Raw genomic sequence first — 19,624 nt, 5'->3', positions numbered from 1 at the left:
GCCCGGCTTATTAGTAGCCGGGCAGCCGTTTGCTTTTCCCTAGAGCAGTTTCGAAGTCAGTGTATAGGAGGGCCGTAGCCGTAGCGCGAACTTTGTAGTTCGCGTTTCTACGCCGTTCGAATCGTTGCAAAAACGCGAACTACAAAGTTCGCGCTACGGCTTTTCGGTACGCTGCTCCCGGAACCGCGCTAGGTCCCAAACTAAGCTGAACATAACCCCTGGGCGCGGTTAGGGGTAAGCGGTTCATACCTACCCCCCCCCGCTATGCTAGACTTGCACGCTTCCGCCGCCTCGCGCCGCGATTTTGTTCGGACCCTCTCCCTAGGGGTAGGCGCTACGCTGCTGGCGCCGAGTGCCTTTGCCCTGCCGCCCGAGCGCAAGCTGGGCGTGGCGCTGCTGGGCTTGGGCAAGTACAGCACCGGCCAGCTGGCGCCGGCTTTGCAGCAAACCAAGCTGTGCCGGCTGGCGGGCATCGTCACGGGCTCGCCCGAGAAGGCAGCCCAGTGGAAGCAGCAGTACCAGCTGGCCGACAAGAACATCTACAGCTACACTAACTTCGAGCGCATCGTAAACGACCCGGACATCGATATTGTGTACGTGGTGACGCCCAACGCCTTGCACGCCGAGTACGCCGTGCGGGCAGCCCAGGCCGGCAAGCACGTCATCTGCGAAAAGCCGATGGCCACCACCGTGGCCGATGCCCGCCGCATGATAGCCGCCAGCCAAAAGGCCGGCAAAAAACTCAGCATCGGCTACCGGCTGCACTTCGAGCCGCACAACCAAGCCATGATGCACCTAGGGCAGACGCAGGCCTACGGGCCGCTCAAGCACCTGATATCCGACAACGGCTTTAAATTTGGCAACGACACGCCGTGGCGCGTGGACAAGGCGCTGGGCGGCGGCGGCCCGCTCATGGATATGGGTATTTACAGCCTGCAGGGCTGCATTTATACCAAAGGCCAAGTGCCCGTAGCGGTCACGGCCAAGTTTGACCCGAACACCAACCCGCAGCTTTTCAAAGATGTGGAGGCGGGCATCAAGTGGCAGCTACAGTTTGCCGACGGCACCACGGCCGACTGCCACACCAGCTACGCCGAAAACCTGGCCGGCCGCCTACGCGCTGAGGCCGCCAACGGTTGGTTTGAGTTGCAGCCGGCCTTCGCCTACGGTGGCCTGGCGGGCAGCACCAGCAAAAACGACAACAAGCTCAACCTGCCCAACATCAACCAGCAGGCCGCCCAAATGGACGACTTTGCCGCTTGCGTGCTACAAAACAAGCCCACCCGCGTGCCCGGCGAAATGGGCCTGCGCGATGTGCAGCTGCTACTAGCCATCTACCGCGCCGCCGAAACTGGCCAGAAGGTAGCAACCACCGACGTGCAACAGCTCATCGACCGCACCCAGGCCCGGTAACTAAAGTGTACCGTGGACCCTGCGGGTCCGCGCGTGGCTGGGACTAACCTAGCAACTCACGCGCGGACCCGTGAGGTCCACGGTACACTTTAGTTAGCGCGGCACCACCGGAAATTTCTCAAACATCGTGGCTACCGCTTTGTCAATCTGCTTGGCCGAGCGGGCGGCCGACTTCGACAGGATGCTGGTCGTAGTGCCCTGCCATACCAGCTCTTTGCGGGCCGCGTCGACCAGCTCGATGGTAGCGGTGCCTTCCTGATACTGGCCCACCGGCACGTCGCGGGCATCCCAGTGGTAGTTGCGCTGGCCAATGTAGCGCGCCGCGGCATCGGTGCGAAAGTCGCCCGGCCGCGTTTGAGTGCGCTGCTGGCTTACCATCCCAATGTTTACCCACAGGTCGGGCTGCGCGGCCTGGCGATAGCCCCGACGCTCCATCTCCCGCGTCACGGCCAGCTTCAGGTCAAAGATGCCGGTACCCGAATTCTGAAACGCGGAGTCGTTGCGCGCCACGGCATCCATAAAACCGTACGTCTTATAGTTGGCGAAATTGATGCCCGTTTTCTGGTCAACCTGCGCCAGTCGCTCGTTCGTTGAGCAAGCCGCCAGGCCGAGCGCCAACGCCAGCAGCGGCATTTTCAGGTAAGTTGGTGCAGGGCGCATAAACAGCGGGAAGTTTGGGGTGAGGTAGGGGCAAGCAACTTATACGGCCAAGTGGCCTGGGTAGTCTGCTGGGCCACCCTAGCCGAGCAGCCCACCGCTAACGAGCAAGTAGCCAGCCGATTTAGTAAGCTGCTCGGTTAGCATAATCCAGCAGCTTACTAGGCTAATTGGCCACGTAGGGCTCAGGCTTACGAGAAGCCCAGCACCGGGTGCGGCTGGTAGGGCTCTTCTAAGCGCCTGATTTCCTCAGCGCTCAGCTTCACCCCTAGGGCTGCCACGGCATCTTCTAGGTGGCCGGGCTTGCTGGCTCCCACAATGGGCGCCGTAATAGCGGGCTTAGTCAGCATCCAGGCCAGCGCGATTTGCGCATTGGGCAGCCCGCGCTCCTGAGCGATTTGCGTCACGCGGTCGGCCACCGCAAAGTCGTCGTCGCGGCCGTAGAGGCTTTTGCCGAAGGCGTCGGTTTTGGCGCGCTCCGTCTCGTTGCGCTCCTTCGAGCGCCCGCCGGTGAGCAGCCCGCGCGCCAGCGGCGACCACGGAATGACGCCGATGCCCTGGTCTTGGCACAGCGGCAGCATCTCGCGCTCCTCCTCCCGGTACACCAGGTTGTAGTGCGGTTGCATGCTCACAAAACGCGTCCAGTTGTGTTTATCGGCTAGGTACAGCGCCTGCGCAAACTGCCAGGCAAACACCGAGGAAGCGCCGATGTAGCGCGCCTTACCGGCTTTCACCACATCGTGCAGCGCCTCCAGCGTCTCCTCAATGGGCGTGTCGTAGTCCCAGCGGTGTATCTGGTACAAATCCACGTAGTCGGTACCTAGGCGCTGCAAACTCGCGTCGATGGCACTCATAATGTGCTTGCGCGACAATCCTTGCTGGTTCGGGCCCGGCCCCATGGGGTTAAACACCTTGGTGGCCAGCACCACCTCGTCGCGCTTGGCAAAGTCGCGCAGCGCCCGGCCCACCACTTCCTCACTCGCCCCGTTCGAGTACACGTCGGCCGTGTCGAAGAAATTGATGCCCAGCTCCAGCGCTTTCTGAATAAAGGGGCGGCTTTGCTCCTCATTCAGGGCCCAGGGCCAGCGCTCGGTGGGCGTACCGTAGGTCATCGTGCCCAGGCATATTTTAGAAACGTGCAGGCCAGTAGCCCCCAAACGAGTAAATTCCATAGCGTAGCAGCCGCCACAGGCAGCCTAGGTGGTTGAACACATGTATACGGCTACGGCACTTAGGCGGCGTTCACCAGATTGCTTTTAGGGGGTGCCTATTTAAACTTATTCTTGAGCAGTAGAAAGCACTGCTCGTACAGGTAATAAGCAGCATACGCCACTACGCACAACGCTAGCATGTTTAGAATCAGCGAGTCAGCATACGGAAAGACATCTCTCCACGGCTGGTTCGCGGTCAACAGCTACTGCCAGATGTACAAGCGGCAAGAAAGAATACCAGTGCGCTTCAGTACTGGCCAACCCAATATAGCATAAAACAGATTTGCTTCCTTCTTTAAATTAAGCAGGATAATCCAAGCTATTAATACGGAGAGTACTACCTGGGCAATATGAGGCACGAACAATACTAATTTTTGATATCCCACAGCAAAAGCCACCACGAATAAAGCAAAGCTTAAGAAATAGTTATTCCGCAGTCTCTCAACCGATACAACATCCTTAAACACTAGTATTGCGCACAAGGACCCTAACGATGCCACTCCCAAATAATGTAGTATTGATGACAAACCAAGCGCATGTATTAGATAATCAGAATAGAATATACCCACTCTGTGCACAGCCAGCAAGCCGATTACCAGCAACGCTAAAATCAAGACACTTATTAAAATAGTGTATCGGTTTACATTTAAAACCAGCAGGAAGGGAAAGAATAAATAAAACTGCCCCTCAATGGATAACGACCAAAATGGCCGCTGTACTAGTCTGAGCTGTTGGGTGTCGGCACGTTTTTGATGTATAGGGCTGACGACAAGAAGCCAACCGGAATAATCCCAAGCTTAAAATACACATTTGAAACCAGTAGTACCAACAGAAACAGGTATGCTACCGGCATGATTCTCAGAGCTCTCCTAATATAAAGTAGCTTCAAAGAAACGTAACCGTTCTTCACTTCTTCCTTCAGTAGCAGGATGGTAATCAAAAAGCTACTGAGCACAAAGAATATCTCTACCCCGACCTCGCCTAAAACATCAAAATAGCTGTCTCTTTCAGAATGCGCCTTAGCAGAACTATGATAATAGCAATTCCCCTGAGCCCATCCAGATAGAGTAAATATGACTGAGCTAGCTCAACGGGTGCTGTAGAAATCTCACCCAACAATTTGCTTTTAATTCAGCTACAATTCATAACTAATGATGTAGATAGATAAACGGACAACTATATGCCACAGTGAGATTTCTTAGACAAGGTGTAAACAAAGGGTATCTCAACGCCCCTAGGTCGTTTGGCAGCGCTGAGTTCAGCGTTAGCCCAACTAACTCTTGAAGGGCCTGGCCGGGCGCTACCACTACCTCCGACCATAGTGGCCTAAAAGCAAAAGCCCGCTCAGCGAATGCTAAGCGGGCTTTTGCTTTTAGGCTATCTACTATTCTTTCGTCCGGCCCGGCTTGCTTTTCGGCGTACCATCTTTCTTTCTGCCGTAAGGAGCTTCAGCATCTACTTCTGCGGCTTCGCGCGGAGCGCGCGCCTTGCGCTCTTTAATTGCCGGCGCATAATCATCGCTCATCAATGCCTCAGCTTCTTCTAGGGCGCCTTGCAGGTTAATTACGAGGGAAGATACTTTGCGCAAAGCGCGCTTAATATCCGATTTGAAAGCATCTGCTTTTTGAGCGTTATCTAGTACTTGTTGTAGTTGGGCGAGGTCTACTGCCATAAGAGAAGGGGGAACTTTTATGATTTAATAATGCAAAACAACAAAAGTTTTATCATACTAGCAAATATATGAGCAATTAATTTTGTCATTACGTTAATAATGCATTTGCATGAATTAACGTGCGACAAAGATAAAAGCCCATGTATCAATTCTATACTTACACCTACCCTAATCAATTACCCATGGAGATAATTAGCACCTATTAATTATTTTTCTTCTATAAGTACTATTGAAGCTAACTTTATCAAACTCTAAGCAAAACGAATTAGCATAATATTTACTAGCTATTAATAGCCAATAGAGCTTTTTTTTGCTAACGACTTGTCAATGCTTGCTGTTTTATCATAAAACCAGCCCCATTATGCAGCAGCAGAACGCCACACTAGCAATACTGATTATCTCATTCCTATGCGATTAGCTTGCAAAAATCCTATAGCGACATTACGCAGCTTTCACAATCACACCGGCAGCCTTTACACTACCCCATTGAATATTGCCCGGTAATTTAGCTAGTCATATTTTCCGGTAGTCGGGCCGAACTGGTATAGCAATCGCTGCTACCCGCGGTATTCAGCAAGCGCCCGGGGTATCAAGCAGCTTGCGTGGCCGTGCTTGGCGCGCAACGGGTAAGCAATCAACATTCAGCGGATATATGTGGCCTCTTGAATAAGCGACTTCTCGACTTATCGCTTTTGAGCTATACCAGAAGTATTAGCAGCTGCTTAGCGAATGCGCGGTAGCCGCGAGGGGCACGTAGGCTGAAAAACATGGGGCAAACAAGGCAGTTGCCGAGCTTAGCCGAGCGCGCTTGGCTAAGCCCATCTTGCTGCGGGCTACTACACACCACGTGGACAACCCAGCGACAAGTCGCGCCGGTCTAGTGCGCACCAAGCAGCCATTGGGCCCCCGCGTTTTCTCCTTTTGCGGCCCAGAGCTAGGTGCTGGCTGCGTGTGCTGCTTGGCTTGGCTAATGCGAGCCTTTTTAAGAGGTATAATTAGCTGCTGCTACCTTTTACCGGGAGCGGAGGCAATAGGCAAGCATCCTATGTATTCCTAATAGAGGCTGTAATCAGAAATCAGGAGCGGGAATTACTCCAGACTTGGTAAGCAGCCGACAAAACCAGGCCCATGCTATTAGTTCCGACTACTATCGCTATTGTGCTTTATACTACGCATTAGCTCGGCCTTGTCACGTAGTATATCATATATACTAGCAACGTGCAACCAGCGCTCTTGCCTCCTTAGTGGACAGCCGACAGGGCTGGTCGAAGCTACTAAAGACGCCTGTTGCAATAGTTAGCTAAGCTGCGCCTTGGATTGCTTAGTACATTGATTATTTAATAGCTCTGTAGCCACGTATACGTCCGCTTCAAGATGTACTATACCTTGAAATTTGTACTTTTAATGATTACTGCTAGCAGGTAATTACTAGTTCAATGAGCGGCCGTTATGTACCACTGGTAAGAAATGAAAATTATTTAGCGCAAGGCAAAATTTATTTAATATAATGAATACTTGGTAAACTGACAGCACACTAGCAAACAGCATAATTTTTTCAATATTCATCAAAAATTCACCTACTTAAGCGTTTGAGAAATATTGTTTATGAGCTAAATAAGGATTTCCTTTACATCACAATTCTTCCCCTATATGCTATGACAACAACCCCTACTCGCTCGGTAATTAGGCCCCTTTACAGTAGGCATCTGGCGAGCAGCTACTGTTGAGCTGCATTATTCTGCTAACACTTGGCAGTGGAATTTAGACATTCCTTTTTCAAGCCCTGTTAGTATCGGCTTTCACGCCGCAGTATGCGCTTAGCATTCCTACCTGGGCATCAATACCACATTTGAGGAATTGCCTGACTTCCTAGGCGCCTTCGCGGCCTTTCGAATTCAAGATACCTCCACCTGTATTTAGCTACGGGCAAATAATTTATCAGTTAGCAGGCAGTCGCATTAGGCCGGCTTTTTGCATAGCAGCTGCCCTACTACGGCTACGGCGGCTTTGCTATATAATTGCTTTAGTAAGAAGAACCCATTTTTAATGAGCAATTACGCTCAGCCATTCTAAATAAACCTACCTCCGCATTGTCCCGCTTGGGGCATTATTCTTTACCCCCATTTCCCATCCCCCTTCTATGAAAGCAGTTATTTTGGCGGGCGGCTACGGCACTCGCATTAGCGAGGAAAGCGGCATTCGGCCCAAACCCATGGTTGAAATTGGTGGCAAGCCAATTTTGTGGCACATCATGAAAACGTATGCACACCATGGTATTACGGATTTTGTGATTTGCTGCGGCTACAAGGGCCACATGATTAAGCAGTATTTCGCCGATTACTTTCTGCTCACCTCGGACGTGACCTTCCGGACGGACCGCCACGAGATGCAGATTCACCGCAACAATGCCGAACCCTGGACGGTAACGCTCATCGACACGGGCCTCGAAACCATGACGGGCGGCCGCCTGCGCCGGGTACGTGAGTACGTGGGCGACAGCACGTTCTGCCTCACCTACGGCGACGGTGTTAGCAATATCGACATTCAGGCCAGCATCAATTACCACCACCAGCAGGGCGCCTTGGCCACGCTGACGGCGGTGCGCCAGCCAGGCCGCTTTGGGGCCTTCAGCCTAAGTGAGGCCGACAGCCACGTTAACAACTTTACGGAGAAGCCCGAGGGCGGCGAAACGCCGTGGATTAACGGTGGCTTTTTTGTGCTGGAGCCTAGCGTGTTCGATTATATCGATAGCGATAGCACGGTGTGGGAAAAAGGCCCGCTTGAGCACCTAGCCGCCGAAGGCCAGCTAGCAGCCTACCGCCACAGCGGTTTTTGGCAGCCGATGGATACCCTGCGCGACCGCAACATGCTTGAGGAGCTCTGGCAGGCAAATAAAGCCCCTTGGAAAGTGTGGGCACCGGAGCCCGTCTGGACGCCAGCCGCTTCTAAGCAAGCTAATACTCCTATTGACGCCCCCACCCGGGCATTGCCAGAACATTTGCTGGCGGGAGTGCTCTAAAAAGTCTTTTTTTGCGCCCTTTCTATTGCATTGATTTTACCTTTTTTATGACTTTATCGCGTATTCTACTCACGGGTAACATGGGCTACGTAGGGCCTGGTGTAGTTCAGCAGCTTCGCCAAGCGTTCCCTGCCGCTGAGCTTATCGGGTACGACCTAGGCTTTTTTGCGCACTGCCTAACGGGCGCCGAACGCCTGCCCGAGTCGCGGCTTGACCGCCAGGTATTTGGCGACGTGCGCCAGGTACCCAGCGAGCTGCTGGCCGGGGTGGATGCCGTGGTGCACCTAGCCGCCATCTCCAACGACCCCATGGGCAAGGCCTACGAGGACGTGACGATGGAAGTCAACCACCAGGCCGGCATCGAGCTAGCCCGGCAGGCCAAAGCGGCTGGGGTGCGGGCTTTCGTCTTTGCGAGCTCGTGCAGCATCTACGGCATGGGCGGCGAAGACGCCAAAACCGAAACCTCGGGCGTGAATCCGCTCACGGCGTATGCCCGCTCGAAAGTAGCCAGTGAGCAGGACCTAGCGCCCCTGGCCGACGACGACTTCGTGGTAACCTGCCTGCGTTTTGCCACTGCCTGCGGCTGGAGCGACCGCCTGCGACTCGACCTGGTACTCAACGACTTTGTGGCCAGCGCCGTAGCCACGGGCGAAATCAGTATTCTGAGCGACGGCACGCCTTGGCGCCCGCTCATCCACGTGCGCGATATGGCGCGGGCCATTGAGTGGGCCGTAGCGCGCGAAGCCACGAATGGCGGCAGCTTCCTGGCCGTTAACACGGGCTCCGACACCTGGAACTACCGCGTGAAAGAGCTGGCCGAGGCCGTGGCCACGGCCCTGCCCGGCACCCGCGCCAGCGTGAACCCCGCCGCGGCCCCCGACCTGCGCTCGTACCGCGTCGATTTTAGTTTGTATAAGCAGCTCGCCCCCGACCACCAGCCCCAGCAAACCCTGGCCGCTACCATCACGGAGCTGCACGAGAAGCTGCTGGCCATGGGCTTCCGCGACGCGCAGTTCCGCAGCTCGCAGCTGATGCGCCTGCGCGTGCTGGCCGCCCTACGCGAGCAAGGCGAGCTTACCGAACAGCTGACCTGGGCCAACTCGGTAGCCACCGAGGCCACGCTGGCCTAGGTCGAATAGTAACGCCGCTTTTTCTGCCTATTCCTTGCTATGATTTTTACTGAAACCAAACTGGCGGGCGCCTTCATCATTGACGTAGAGCGCCGCACCGATGAGCGCGGGTTCTTTGCCCGCTCGTGGTGCGAAGACGAATTTGCGGCCCACGGCATTTACCTGCCCCCGCTGCAAGCCAACCTGTCGTCGAACCCTACCCAGGGCACGTTGCGCGGCATGCACTACCAGCTGGCGCCCCACGAAGAAAGCAAGCTGGTGCGCTGCACCCGCGGCGCCCTCTACGATGTAATAGTGGACCTGCGCGAGGAATCGCCAACCTACGGCCAGTGGATAGGCGTGGAGCTAACGGCCGACAACTTCCGGCAGCTATTCGTACCGGGCCGCTTTGCCCACGGCTTTCTGACGCTGGCGCCCAACACTGACGCCGCCTACCAGGTATCGGCTAAGTACACGCCCGGCGCCGAGCGCGGCTTGCGCTGGAACGACCCGGCCATCGGCATTGAGTGGCCGGCCGTGCCCCAACTCATCTCGCCCAAGGACGAGGCCCACCCTGATTTTCAGCCGCTACTCGCGGCAGCTACCACCCGCTAACCTTCCGCTTTTTTCTGCATTATGATATTAGTTGACAACGCACTAAAGGCCCGGCAGGCCGCTGGCAACCCCATTCGGGTGGGCATGGTGGGCGCCGGCTTTATGGGCCGGGGCGTGGCCCACCAAATCTGCCGCTACGTGCCGGGCATGGAGCTGGTCGCCATTGCCAACCGCACGCTGGCGCAAGCCCGCCGCGCCTACACCGAGGCCGGTGAGCTAGGGGCCCAGGAGGTTTCGTCGGTGGCCGCGCTGGAGCGCTGCATTGAGCTGGGCCAGCCCGCCATCACCGAAGACGCCCTGCTGCTGAGCCGGGCGGGGGGCATCGATGTCATCATCGAAGTCACGGGCGCCGTGGAGCACGGCGCGCACGTGGTGCTCGAAGCCATCAAGCACGGCAAGCACATTGTGCTGCTCAATGCCGAGCTCGACGGTACGGCTGGCTCTATTCTGAAAGTGTACGCCGACCGCGCCGGCGTGGTGTACACCGTATCGGACGGCGACCAGCCGGGCGTGACGCTCAACCTGGCGCGCTTCGTTATCGGCCTAGGTGTCAAGCCCGTGCTGTGCGGCAACATTAAAGGCCTGCACGACCCCTACCGCAACCCTACTACCCAGGAGGGCTTTGCCCGCCAGTGGGGCCAGAACCCGAGCATGGTCACCAGCTTTGCCGACGGCAGCAAAATCAGCTTCGAGCAGGCCGTTATTGCCAATGCCCTAGGTATGGAAGTGGCCCAGCGCGGCATGCTGGGGCCCACGGTGGCGCCCGGCACGCCCATTAGCAAAGCGGCCGAGTGGTACCCGCAGGACCTGCTGCTGAGCGGCGGCCCCGGCATCGTCGACTACGTGGTGGGCGCCGAGCCGGGCCCCGGGGTGTTTATCCTAGGTACCCACGACGACCCCGTGCAACAGCACTACCTCAAGCTCTACAAGCTGGGGCCGGGGCCGCTCTACTGCTTCTACACTCCGTATCACCTCTGCCACTTCGAAACGCCCAACTCGGTGGCGCGGGCCGTGCTCTTCCACGATGCCGCCCTAGCCCCGCAGGGCGCCCCGAAAGTGGAGGTAATTACGGCCGCTAAAATCGACCTCAAGGCCGGCGCAACGCTCGATGGCATCGGTCATTACATGACCTATGGCCTGGCCGAAAACTACCCCTTGGCCCGGCAGCAAAACCTGCTACCCATCGGCGTGGCCGAGGGCTGCGTGCTGCGCCGCGATATACCCAAAGACCAGGCCCTTACCTACGACGATGTGGTACTGCCCGAAGGCCGCCTCATCGACCAGCTGCGCCGCGAGCAGGAGGCCTACTTCGGCCGGCCGGCTCTCGCTAACTCCTTCGTCCTGGACGAGGCTTTAGCTAAAAGCACCCTGCAGCGGTAACCTAGGCAAAGTGACCGCCTCAGGCCACACCTGCCAACTTTCAAAAAAGTAAGCGAGTGCCCGGGCGCCCTACTACGGCTGTTGCAACAGCCGTAGTAGGGCGCCCGGGCACTCGCTATAGCTGGCGACACCTACCCCACCAGCTTCGCGCACAGGCAAGCCGCGCTCCGGCATGGCGGCGGCTGCGCTGCGTTTGTTCAATAAGCATCGGCTGACCTACACACGCTGGCTAAGGCTAAATTCCCTAGGTGCTTACCAACCTGGTGGCGGCCCTACTGCCGCTGGCCTATCTTCTTGGCTGGCACCCCGGCCCAGATTTCGTTGGGCAGGATAGACTTTGTCACGATGGCGCCAGCAGCTACGATGGCCCCATTGCCAATGCTCACGCCCTTCAGCACGACGACGTTAGCTCCAATCCAGACGTCTTCCCCAATTACAATTGCCTGCTCTGGTCCGTCTTGAAAGCGCATGGGCCGGCCGGCCGCAATACCGTGGTCGTGGTCAACAAACCGGCAGCCGGAGGCAATGAGCGCCCCCTTGCCAATGTCGATGCTCATGCGAATGTTAAACTCGCAGCCCGTACCAATAAAAGAGTCGTCCTGAATGCGGATGGACGGCCCCTGCTGCCAGGTACCGTCGTATTTAAAGAATATTCCTTTTTCCAGGATGCAATTTTTGCCAATTGCAACCTGGTGCGGCCACGTAACAGTAAGCTTTGGCACTTGCGTGCCGCTGCCAACCTCCATTCCGAGCAGCGAAAGCCACCAGCGGCGAAATAATCCAAAAAATTCGGGTATATATCGAAAGCGAAGTACAAAACCTCCCTGCTGTAAAATATACGTTGCGCGCATTCTTACCTATTAATAGAGCAAATACCTAGTTGTAAAGCTCGACTAATATAGGCGGTCAATAGTGAACCCATTCGCCCATCGCCCTCCTGACGACTCCCAAGCTGCCACCGCCGGCAATGGCACATAGACTGGCTCAACGAGCCATTCGCTCAGGACACAGCTCTGCTGTTCAGCTATCTGTAGCTGAACCATGCCATCAATTACCGCGCCTGCGGCCGGCTTAGCCATCCTTACTCGATAGCGCCATCTTTGCGCGCAGACACAAGCCGAAGCTGGCACTAACCACCTGCCAGCAACTGCTAGCCCAGCGCCGCGGTCCCAAACCCGAACCTAGGCCGGCGGCCTTCACGCCGACACCGGGACGGCCTGCAAGCTATCAAGCAGCTTGCGGGCAATTTCGGCCGATGGGTTGGGATTGAGCTCCCGGGTTTTGCCCACCAGATAGGCGGCGAAGTTCCCTTCCTTGTATACACTGACCCTGTTCGGGGGCGTTGGGGGCGCAATCCCAATGGGAAACCAGGGGTGCGCCACGCACAGCACGGGCAGGCCGTGTTCCAGCATGGCGGCGGCCGTGCCGCTTTTGCCAATCACGTCGACCGGCGTGGTTGCCACTCCCAGCGAAGATTGCCAGAGCACCTGCGAGATGAAGTCGGGCGTCTGTTCACCTAGGATTTCCACTGGCAGCCCAACGGCTCGCCAACTGGCTGCCCAGGTTTCCTGCTCCTTGCCGCACCGCCCAATCATGGTCAGCTTCACGGGCACCGCATTTTCGCGGGCGTACTGCGCCGCATCGTGGGCAAACTGCGCTACGGGAGCCCCCGCGTGAATGCTCCCGAAAATGACTAGCGAAACGGTCCGGCTTTCTTCACCCGCCACGCTTACTGGCCGGGCCAGGCTGGTGTTGGGAATATTGGCAAACAGCGGCAGCAAGTGGCTGCTAAACCCCAGCTTTGCCAGCTGGGCCTGGTAGAGGGAGGTTTGGGTGTGAATAAGCTTGGGCCGCAGGTCCGTAATCATGGCGTTAATCAGGTACCGCTGCAACTTGCCCCACCAGCGGTGCTTGAGGGGGGCTTCCGCATCCATGCCCACCCACAGCTCGTGCACCATCAGGTGCCAGGACCTTCCGCGGCCCAGCCGCGCCAAGTGTTTGCCTAGGTTATAAGCCAGCCCCCGGGGGTGGAAGGCAAACGGAACAAATTGCAGGCTCAGCCACTCCGGCCCGAAAGCATCCGTCCACTCCTGGGCTCGCTGCAGGCGCCGCCGCATGGGCCAGCTGGCCGGCAGCCGCAGCAGCGGCAGGGCTACTGCGCCCGCCTCAGGCCCGGTTGAAATCTCCTGCTGGAGGTGGTGGTCGCTCAGCGCGATGGCCGCCGGCTCGTGCCCTTGCTGCGATAGTTCCGCCGCCAGACGCCGTACGTAGTCGCCCACGCCGTCGCGGCCTGGCTCTAAGGAGCCACAGAAGAAAACAATTTTCATGGCGTGTTATGTTGGTCAACCGGCAAGGTAGGGGCTAGCAGCATTTTTTGGGGCAAATACCTGCTCCGTACCGGCCTACGCCCATTCTATAGCCTACGCACGCCCCGCAGCCACAGCGCCTGAACGCCCCTGTGGACCGGCTTATACGCCGCGAGCTCAGGACCCGTGCGCCTGCACCCGATGTCAGAAGCTATCACGAGCCAACCCTAGGGCCTGGCGGCAGGCCCACAATGAACCCATGAGCTAGCCCGGTTGCCTGCCCCAACGGCCGGTACTGGGCCGGGCGCATCGGGGCTATTTTTTTAGTAGCGGGCTCTCTGCTTACGCGCAGCCGCGGGCACAGAGCAGCCATCCCTTGTTATATAATAATTACCCCCTTTCACAACCGATTAACTGCTTTCAATCTATATAATTAATCAAAGTTTTTCGCATAACTATATCTTTTAAAAAGTAAGGCTATTAATAAGTATAATTCAATTCCACAATTACGAATATTAGTAGCTATTAATTATTGCCTTTTAAGCAAACAGTGATTTAATCATTTTTTTACTCTTAAAAGGTCTTAAAAGACGATTTTGTGGTACTTTGCGCCATCTTTCTGCTTGCTCAACTATTATTTTCTGGCTTTCACAATAATGGGTGAATCAAATAAGTTATATTTGAGAAAATTATCAATAGTGTTTGCCGGTTGAATCTTTCTTACTTCATTGTTTATGCGAGCGATTTTATCTAAATGGAAATTTTTAGCACTTGCGGGAGGAATACCGTTCTTTACTTCCCCTCTCGCTCAGGCTCAAACGCAGACTACCATTCAACTTAAGCTCACGAGCAATAGCACAACCAGCGCTGGCGTATACCGACCCAATGGTAGTCTCATCCGCAACCTGTGGCAGAAGGTGGACTACACTCCGGGCACGTACCAAATCATGTGGGACGGCCTCGACAATGACGGCAAACCCGTACCAGTCAATACGTACCAAATCAAAGTAATTGCTCACAAGGTGAGCTACGTGTGGGAGGGGGTAGTGGGCAATACTTCTGCCAGCTGGACAAATAATGTGTGGCGCAGCCTGGTGGTGATGCAGGATTTCTGCATGGCTCCCAGCGGTGAATCTTACGCAGGTGTGGGCTATAATGAAGGGCTGCCGGGGCTGGTTTACAGCCCCGCGGGCACAGTGCAAGCTCCTCATAGCGTTAAGGAGCACGATTTTTACGATGCCTTTAGCCTGGTGCGGGCGGATAATACTTATCTGTACGCCGTTACCAACAACAGCGGCTGGGACAACAAGCAGACCAGCTTCGTCATGCGCTTCAAGCAGTCTGATAAAACGGAAGCACCGTGGTCTGCTGGTGCCACTACTACCTACGGCCCGCATGGCCCGGCTCGCACGCGCTACGGGGTAGTAGGCCTGCGGCAGTCAGCGACCACCACGGAACCTCAGCGCCCGGCCTGGCTGGCCAATCGCATTACCGGCTTGGCAGTGAACAGCAGCTACGTTGCCGTGGCGCGCAAAGCCCAGAACAGCGTGCAGTTCTACGCCGTTGGCACCGGCGCCCTGCTCGGCAGCCTTTCCGTCAATTCTCCGGGTCAGATTGCGTTTGCTTCCACCGGTGACTTGTGGGTGGTTTCAGCCGGGCAGGTAAAACGCTATACGGTAAACAGCGGCAACAGCTTTACGGCTCAAAACACGTTGCCCGGCATAGTAAATGCCTTAGCACTGGATGCGCACCCCACGCAAAACCTACTGCTGGTGGCCGATGGCAACACCAGCCAGCAAGTGAAAGCCTACGATGCAGCCGGAACCCTGCAATGGACTTATGGGCAAGCCGGGGGCTACCCCAGCCTAGGGCCCGAAGTGGTCAATGACAAGTTCTGGTTTCAGATACAGGACCCACTGGCCGGCGGTGCCACCGACCGTGACCAGTACGGCGACCCCTTCACCTTTGTCAAATGGCAGCCGGATGGTACTTTCTGGATTTTGGACACCGCCAACCTCCGGGCCATGCATTTCGGAGCCGACCGCCGCTACCTAGGTCAGATTATGTACCTTCCGGACCGGCTGGCCATCGCCGGCGACCAGAACAACGCCACGCGCATATTCTCCGGCAATCTGGAATTCAAGGTTAGCACCGCGCCTTTGCAGCCCGGCGACCAAAGCATAGTGGCCGCGCCTAGCTGGCAGCTGGTCCGGAACTGGAGCGCTGGTTTAGACATCACGCGCTACGGTTCGGTGGTCAACGTGACCACCCATCCCAATGGCCACACCTATGCCCAGATGCAAGATAACAGCATCACTTCGGGGCCAAACATGACGCAGCTCGTGGAGCTACCCGCCACTGGCAAGCTACGGTTCACTGGCACGCTGGTAGAAGACTACGGCAACGGCGGCTTCTCCTACGAGCAAATGGCCGACGGCAACCTCCGCTGCGCGCGCATCAACTACGCCGGTGCGCCTACCCCGTTCGATTTTGGGGGTAAGGCCATCATCACTGGCGAGCGCCGCGCACTTACGGGGTATGACAGCAACTTCAACCCGCAGTACGGCCCCATACAAGTACTCTGGAAAGTAGCTAGCGGCTTGAAGCGCGGTGATGACCCCTTCCCCAGTAAGCCGATTGGCGCCCGCACCCGCCTGCCGCAAACGCAGAACGGTAACTACGTCACCTATCAATCGACCAGAACCGGGAGCCAAGGCTTCCACCTAGGCACCATCGCCCCCGGTGATACTACCTGGACCGCCAAGTTCCATCGCGGTAAAGTCATCAGCTCCCCGGACCGGAAGGGCTCTTATCCGGAAATTGAAGCCTACGGCGGCTGGGACGGTGCCAATGCCTATGCCGACCAGAAGGATATAGTAGCCTTATACAACGGCCAGAACAACACCACCAGCAATACCTTTTACCATTTCACCCAAGACGGGCTGCTGGTGAATGAGTTTGGGGTACCGGCCGATGACAAAGTGGGCCTCACGGATAACTACGCGCCGGCTGGCTTTGCAGGCAACAACGTGGACATGTACATGGTACGCCCTTCGGCTAACACGCTGCATGTGTACACGGTAGATGAAGCAGTGCACGCCGGCTTGCATCGCTGGCGCGTAGATGGCAGCAACAGCATTCAGGAGCTGACAGGCAGCGGGCAGCTGGGAAAGACTATCCTAGTGGGGGCCGGTCCGCTACCCGTCAATCTGCTATCTTTCTCGGCCACCCGCAATGGCACGCAGGTGAGCTGCAACTGGGAAACCGCCAGTGAGCAAAACAGTGATTACTTTATCGTAGAGCGCAGTGCCGATGGCACCGACTACGCTCCCATCGGCAAAGTAGCTAGTGCAGGCTCGTCGGCCTCGAAGCGCTCGTATTACTACGCAGACGCCAACCCGCTCACCAGCCTTGCTTACTACCGCTTGCGGCTCGTTGACACTGATGGGTCGGAAAGCTTTTCCCCGGTAATGACGGTGGCTACTACCAACAAGCTTGGGGCAGCGCTGGTGGCGAGCGTAGTACCAAACCCTGGCAACGACTTCTTTGAATTGCTGACCTCGGGCAGCCCCATAGTAGAAGCCAACATTTACAACACCCTAGGGGGCCACCTCCAACGGCTGGTTCCCAGCTCTCCGCAAACGCAACGCTTGAACTTCAACCTGGCAAACTACCCCGCTGGCATCTATGTGGTGCGCGTTCAGATGGCCGCTGGTTTGAAAACCGTTAAGCTGCTGAAGAACTAACCAACTGGCGTTGCCAGCCGGCCCTTCTTAAATAAACAAGAATTTGCTCCCAGTCCGCTTTCTAAGAAGGCAAGGACTGGGAGCAAATTCCGTAATACCCACTTGCGTAATTACGCAGTACCTAGTACGCTAGAAGCAACTGCGTCACCAGTGAGAGAATCAAATTTTACGCTGACAAAGCAAAAGACACGCCGCTAGCTTTCTGCTTGTTTACAAGTGCTTATCACTATTCTAGTCCAGGTTCTTAACAAACTCCGTCATTATCTTATCGATAAACAAATAGTTCTCTGCGTAGCGCTGCGCATTATACCGAAGCTCCTCCGTAGGATTGTCGAGGGCATACCGAATTGCATCGTTTAGCGCCTGCTGGTTCTCGGCCTCCGCCAACACTCCCACTTGGTGATTCTTAACGAGCATGTGCAAGCCCGAGCCTTCGTTGGCCGTTATCAAAGCCAACCCGCCCACGGCCAGGATGGTGGTCAGCTTGGAAGGCATCATGAGGTCGCTGGCATTGGCCTTTTGTATCACCAGATGCAAATCGGCCATATTCAGAAACGCGTTAAATTTCTCAACGGGCTGCAACGGAAAGAAGGTGATATTAGGCAAGCCCATTTCCGACACCAGGGCCATCAGATTCTCCTTGTATGGCCCCGAGCCGCAGATGAGAAACTTCACCTCAGGCTGCTGCACAAATTCCCGCGCGGCGTAAACGATAGCTTCTAAGCCTTGCTTTTCGCCTATGCCACCAGAATACAGAATAATCTTATCCGTGGGAGAAAAACCAAAACTCTCCTTTAGTGATGCTTTATTTCCGAGCGGGAAGAATTTTGTATTATCTACCCAGTTTGGAAATAGCAGCACATCCTTGTTGGCTTTCGCTTTTAGTCTGCTCACCATTTGCTCCGAGATGGAGCTCACGATATCCGATTCGCTAAATATATATTTCTCTACTTTAAATAATAAATCAATTACGGCTTTTGATTTTATCATTTTCAGGTCTTGCGCAACCTCAATCTGCATATCATGCACATGATAGATAAGCTTAGCCCCCTTTATCTTCTTGTAAAACACTCCTAGCAAACCAAACTGGAAGGATGGCGCTACGGCCAGCACGTTATCAAAACGCTGACCAAAGGCTAGTTGTGCTACTTTAAAAAAGGCGCTTACCGAGAAAGACAAATCCAGCAGCATCCTTTTTAAGCCGGTGGGCTTTTCCGGAATGTACATGGGGCAGCGATGCACCGTTATGCTGCCACCGGAGGCAAAGCTCTGACTTTCCGTATGATAACCATAGCGCTTCGCATAGTACGGCTCCTGCACCTTCCAAAAAGGATAGTAGGGATAGGCTGTTATCACCTCGCAAGTGTACCCGGCAGCAGCCAGCCATTGTATCATTTCCCCGCTATACTTGCCAATACCGGTGGGTTCTGGAAAATAATTATAGCCTATCAGCAGAATCCTTTTCTTCATGCGCGTGAAGCTTAGTGCGTTAGTATTCGCGTAGCGTCATTCATTTTCGCTGGCTCAAACGTTGTAGCCTTTATGCTCGCGGAGCCAGTTAATGGTCTTGCTTACCCCTTCCAACCTATTTACTGGGCCAGGCCCGGCAATAGCGTACACGGGCTCCAGCGGCAGAATATTATTGGTTTGCATGTTGGCAAGCCGGAAACTGGTCATCGGGAACTTGATACCCAATTTCGTCAATACATCGCCTCCTAGGGCCGCGATTTTAATGGCGAAGTAAGGTATTTTCTTTATGGTCCCTTTGCCCATAGCGGTTGATATCTCATTCGCCCACTCTGCTATCGGAATAGGGGGCTGGTCACCTATGTAAAAGGTCTTGCCGTGCACACCAGGGGCATCGAGCAGCTTCTTTAGCTGGTACACCGCATTCTCTACGTAGCCGTACGTTTTGGTGCACGTGCTGCCAAAATCGTAGTATTGCCCTTGATAAACTACCTTGAAGAAGTCTATGTAAGGAATACCAAACCAAGGCCCCCAGATGGAAGTAGGGCGAATAATTACCCAATCATAATGTTGCTTGGGGCTATTCTTTACCAGCAGTTCGCCATCAACTTTGCTTTGCCCGTAGGGCGTATGAGCCTTGTAGTCATCGTAATCGCGCGGGATATAGCCCGGCTGGCACACGTACATAGACGAAGTAAATAGTACCCGGCGGAGCGTCGGCAGCGCGGCGGCAATCTTTATAATGTTATTGGTGCCTTCCGTATTGGCCTTGTAGTATTCCGCGGTTTTACCATCCAGGTCGGTAACCGCGGCTAAATGCACGATAACGTCGGGTGAGAAGCCTTTAATTATACTTTCCAGTTTGGTATAATCCAGGATATCCGCTTGGGACCAGTAGGACTGCTGATTCTTATCGCGGGGAGCTACCTTGTCCACGTTCAGCACTTCGTATTTTTCTTTCAAAAGCCCGGCTACTAGGTTAGTACCAATAAAGCCGGAGCCGCCCGTTATTAAAACCTTTTTCATATA

The 19,624-nt window shown here is 55.4% G+C and carries 13 protein-coding genes; 6 read left to right on the top strand and 7 right to left on the bottom strand.

Annotated features, from left to right (window positions below; translation table 11 throughout):
• Positions 1-264: 264 nt before the first annotated feature.
• On the top strand, positions 265-1,413 hold the full coding sequence (locus ACFSDX_RS02200; RefSeq protein ID WP_382311565.1) for a Gfo/Idh/MocA family protein: 1,149 nt from the start codon (positions 265-267) through the stop codon (positions 1,411-1,413).
• Between the two features lie 93 nt (positions 1,414-1,506).
• On the opposite strand, the gene ACFSDX_RS02195 is transcribed toward ACFSDX_RS02200, so the two are convergent.
• From ACFSDX_RS02195 to ACFSDX_RS02185, 3 genes are all read right to left on the bottom strand, one after another.
• On the bottom strand, positions 1,507-2,073 hold the full coding sequence (locus ACFSDX_RS02195) for a DUF4136 domain-containing protein (protein ID WP_382311564.1): 567 nt from the start codon (positions 2,071-2,073) through the stop codon (positions 1,507-1,509).
• Between the two features lie 188 nt (positions 2,074-2,261).
• On the bottom strand, positions 2,262-3,242 hold the full coding sequence (locus tag ACFSDX_RS02190; protein WP_382311563.1) for an aldo/keto reductase: 981 nt from the start codon (positions 3,240-3,242) through the stop codon (positions 2,262-2,264).
• Between the two features lie 1,423 nt (positions 3,243-4,665).
• Positions 4,666-4,953, bottom strand: a complete 288-nt coding sequence (locus ACFSDX_RS02185) for a hypothetical protein (RefSeq protein ID WP_382311562.1) — start codon at positions 4,951-4,953, stop codon at positions 4,666-4,668.
• A gap of 2,140 nt (positions 4,954-7,093) precedes the next feature.
• Here ACFSDX_RS02185 and rfbF point away from each other — a divergent pair.
• The 4 genes from rfbF to ACFSDX_RS02165 are packed head-to-tail and all read left to right on the top strand — an operon-like array spanning position 7,094 to position 11,076.
• Positions 7,094-7,972 carry a glucose-1-phosphate cytidylyltransferase gene (gene rfbF / locus ACFSDX_RS02180; RefSeq protein ID WP_382311561.1) on the top strand — a complete coding sequence of 293 codons (879 nt, stop codon included), beginning with the start codon at positions 7,094-7,096 and terminating at the stop codon, positions 7,970-7,972.
• A gap of 47 nt (positions 7,973-8,019) precedes the next feature.
• Positions 8,020-9,102, top strand: coding sequence for an NAD-dependent epimerase/dehydratase family protein (locus ACFSDX_RS02175; RefSeq protein ID WP_382311560.1), 1,083 nt, complete (start codon positions 8,020-8,022; stop codon positions 9,100-9,102).
• A gap of 39 nt (positions 9,103-9,141) precedes the next feature.
• The gene (rfbC, locus tag ACFSDX_RS02170) at positions 9,142-9,696 is read left to right on the top strand and encodes a dTDP-4-dehydrorhamnose 3,5-epimerase (RefSeq protein WP_382311559.1); all 555 of its coding nucleotides are present in this window, start codon (positions 9,142-9,144) and stop codon (positions 9,694-9,696) included.
• 21 nt (positions 9,697-9,717) lie between these two features.
• On the top strand, positions 9,718-11,076 hold the full coding sequence (locus ACFSDX_RS02165) for an NAD(P)H-dependent oxidoreductase (protein WP_382311558.1): 1,359 nt from the start codon (positions 9,718-9,720) through the stop codon (positions 11,074-11,076).
• A gap of 272 nt (positions 11,077-11,348) precedes the next feature.
• On the opposite strand, the gene ACFSDX_RS02160 is transcribed toward ACFSDX_RS02165, so the two are convergent.
• Positions 11,349-11,798, bottom strand: a complete 450-nt coding sequence (locus ACFSDX_RS02160; RefSeq protein ID WP_382311557.1) for an acyltransferase — start codon at positions 11,796-11,798, stop codon at positions 11,349-11,351.
• A gap of 474 nt (positions 11,799-12,272) precedes the next feature.
• Entirely contained in the window at positions 12,273-13,403 is a 1,131-nt protein-coding gene (locus ACFSDX_RS02155) for a glycosyltransferase (protein ID WP_382311556.1), read from the bottom strand.
• Between the two features lie 713 nt (positions 13,404-14,116).
• Here ACFSDX_RS02155 and ACFSDX_RS02150 point away from each other — a divergent pair.
• The gene (locus ACFSDX_RS02150) at positions 14,117-17,128 is read left to right on the top strand and encodes a T9SS type A sorting domain-containing protein (RefSeq protein ID WP_382311555.1); all 3,012 of its coding nucleotides are present in this window, start codon (positions 14,117-14,119) and stop codon (positions 17,126-17,128) included.
• Positions 17,129-17,359: 231 nt separating this feature from the next.
• On the opposite strand, the gene ACFSDX_RS02145 is transcribed toward ACFSDX_RS02150, so the two are convergent.
• Together ACFSDX_RS02145 and ACFSDX_RS02140 are read right to left on the bottom strand one after the other, a co-directional pair.
• Positions 17,360-18,598, bottom strand: coding sequence for a WcaI family glycosyltransferase (locus tag ACFSDX_RS02145; protein WP_382311554.1), 1,239 nt, complete (start codon positions 18,596-18,598; stop codon positions 17,360-17,362).
• Between the two features lie 54 nt (positions 18,599-18,652).
• Positions 18,653-19,621, bottom strand: coding sequence for an NAD-dependent epimerase/dehydratase family protein (locus tag ACFSDX_RS02140; protein ID WP_382311553.1), 969 nt, complete (start codon positions 19,619-19,621; stop codon positions 18,653-18,655).
• Between the last annotated feature and the right edge of the window lie 3 nt (positions 19,622-19,624).

This window comes from Hymenobacter bucti, from assembly GCF_042681145.1.
Taxonomy (GTDB): domain Bacteria; phylum Bacteroidota; class Bacteroidia; order Cytophagales; family Hymenobacteraceae; genus Hymenobacter; species Hymenobacter bucti.
The sequence above is the reverse complement of the archived record's forward strand: the minus strand, read 5'-3'. Positions and strand labels throughout refer to the sequence as shown.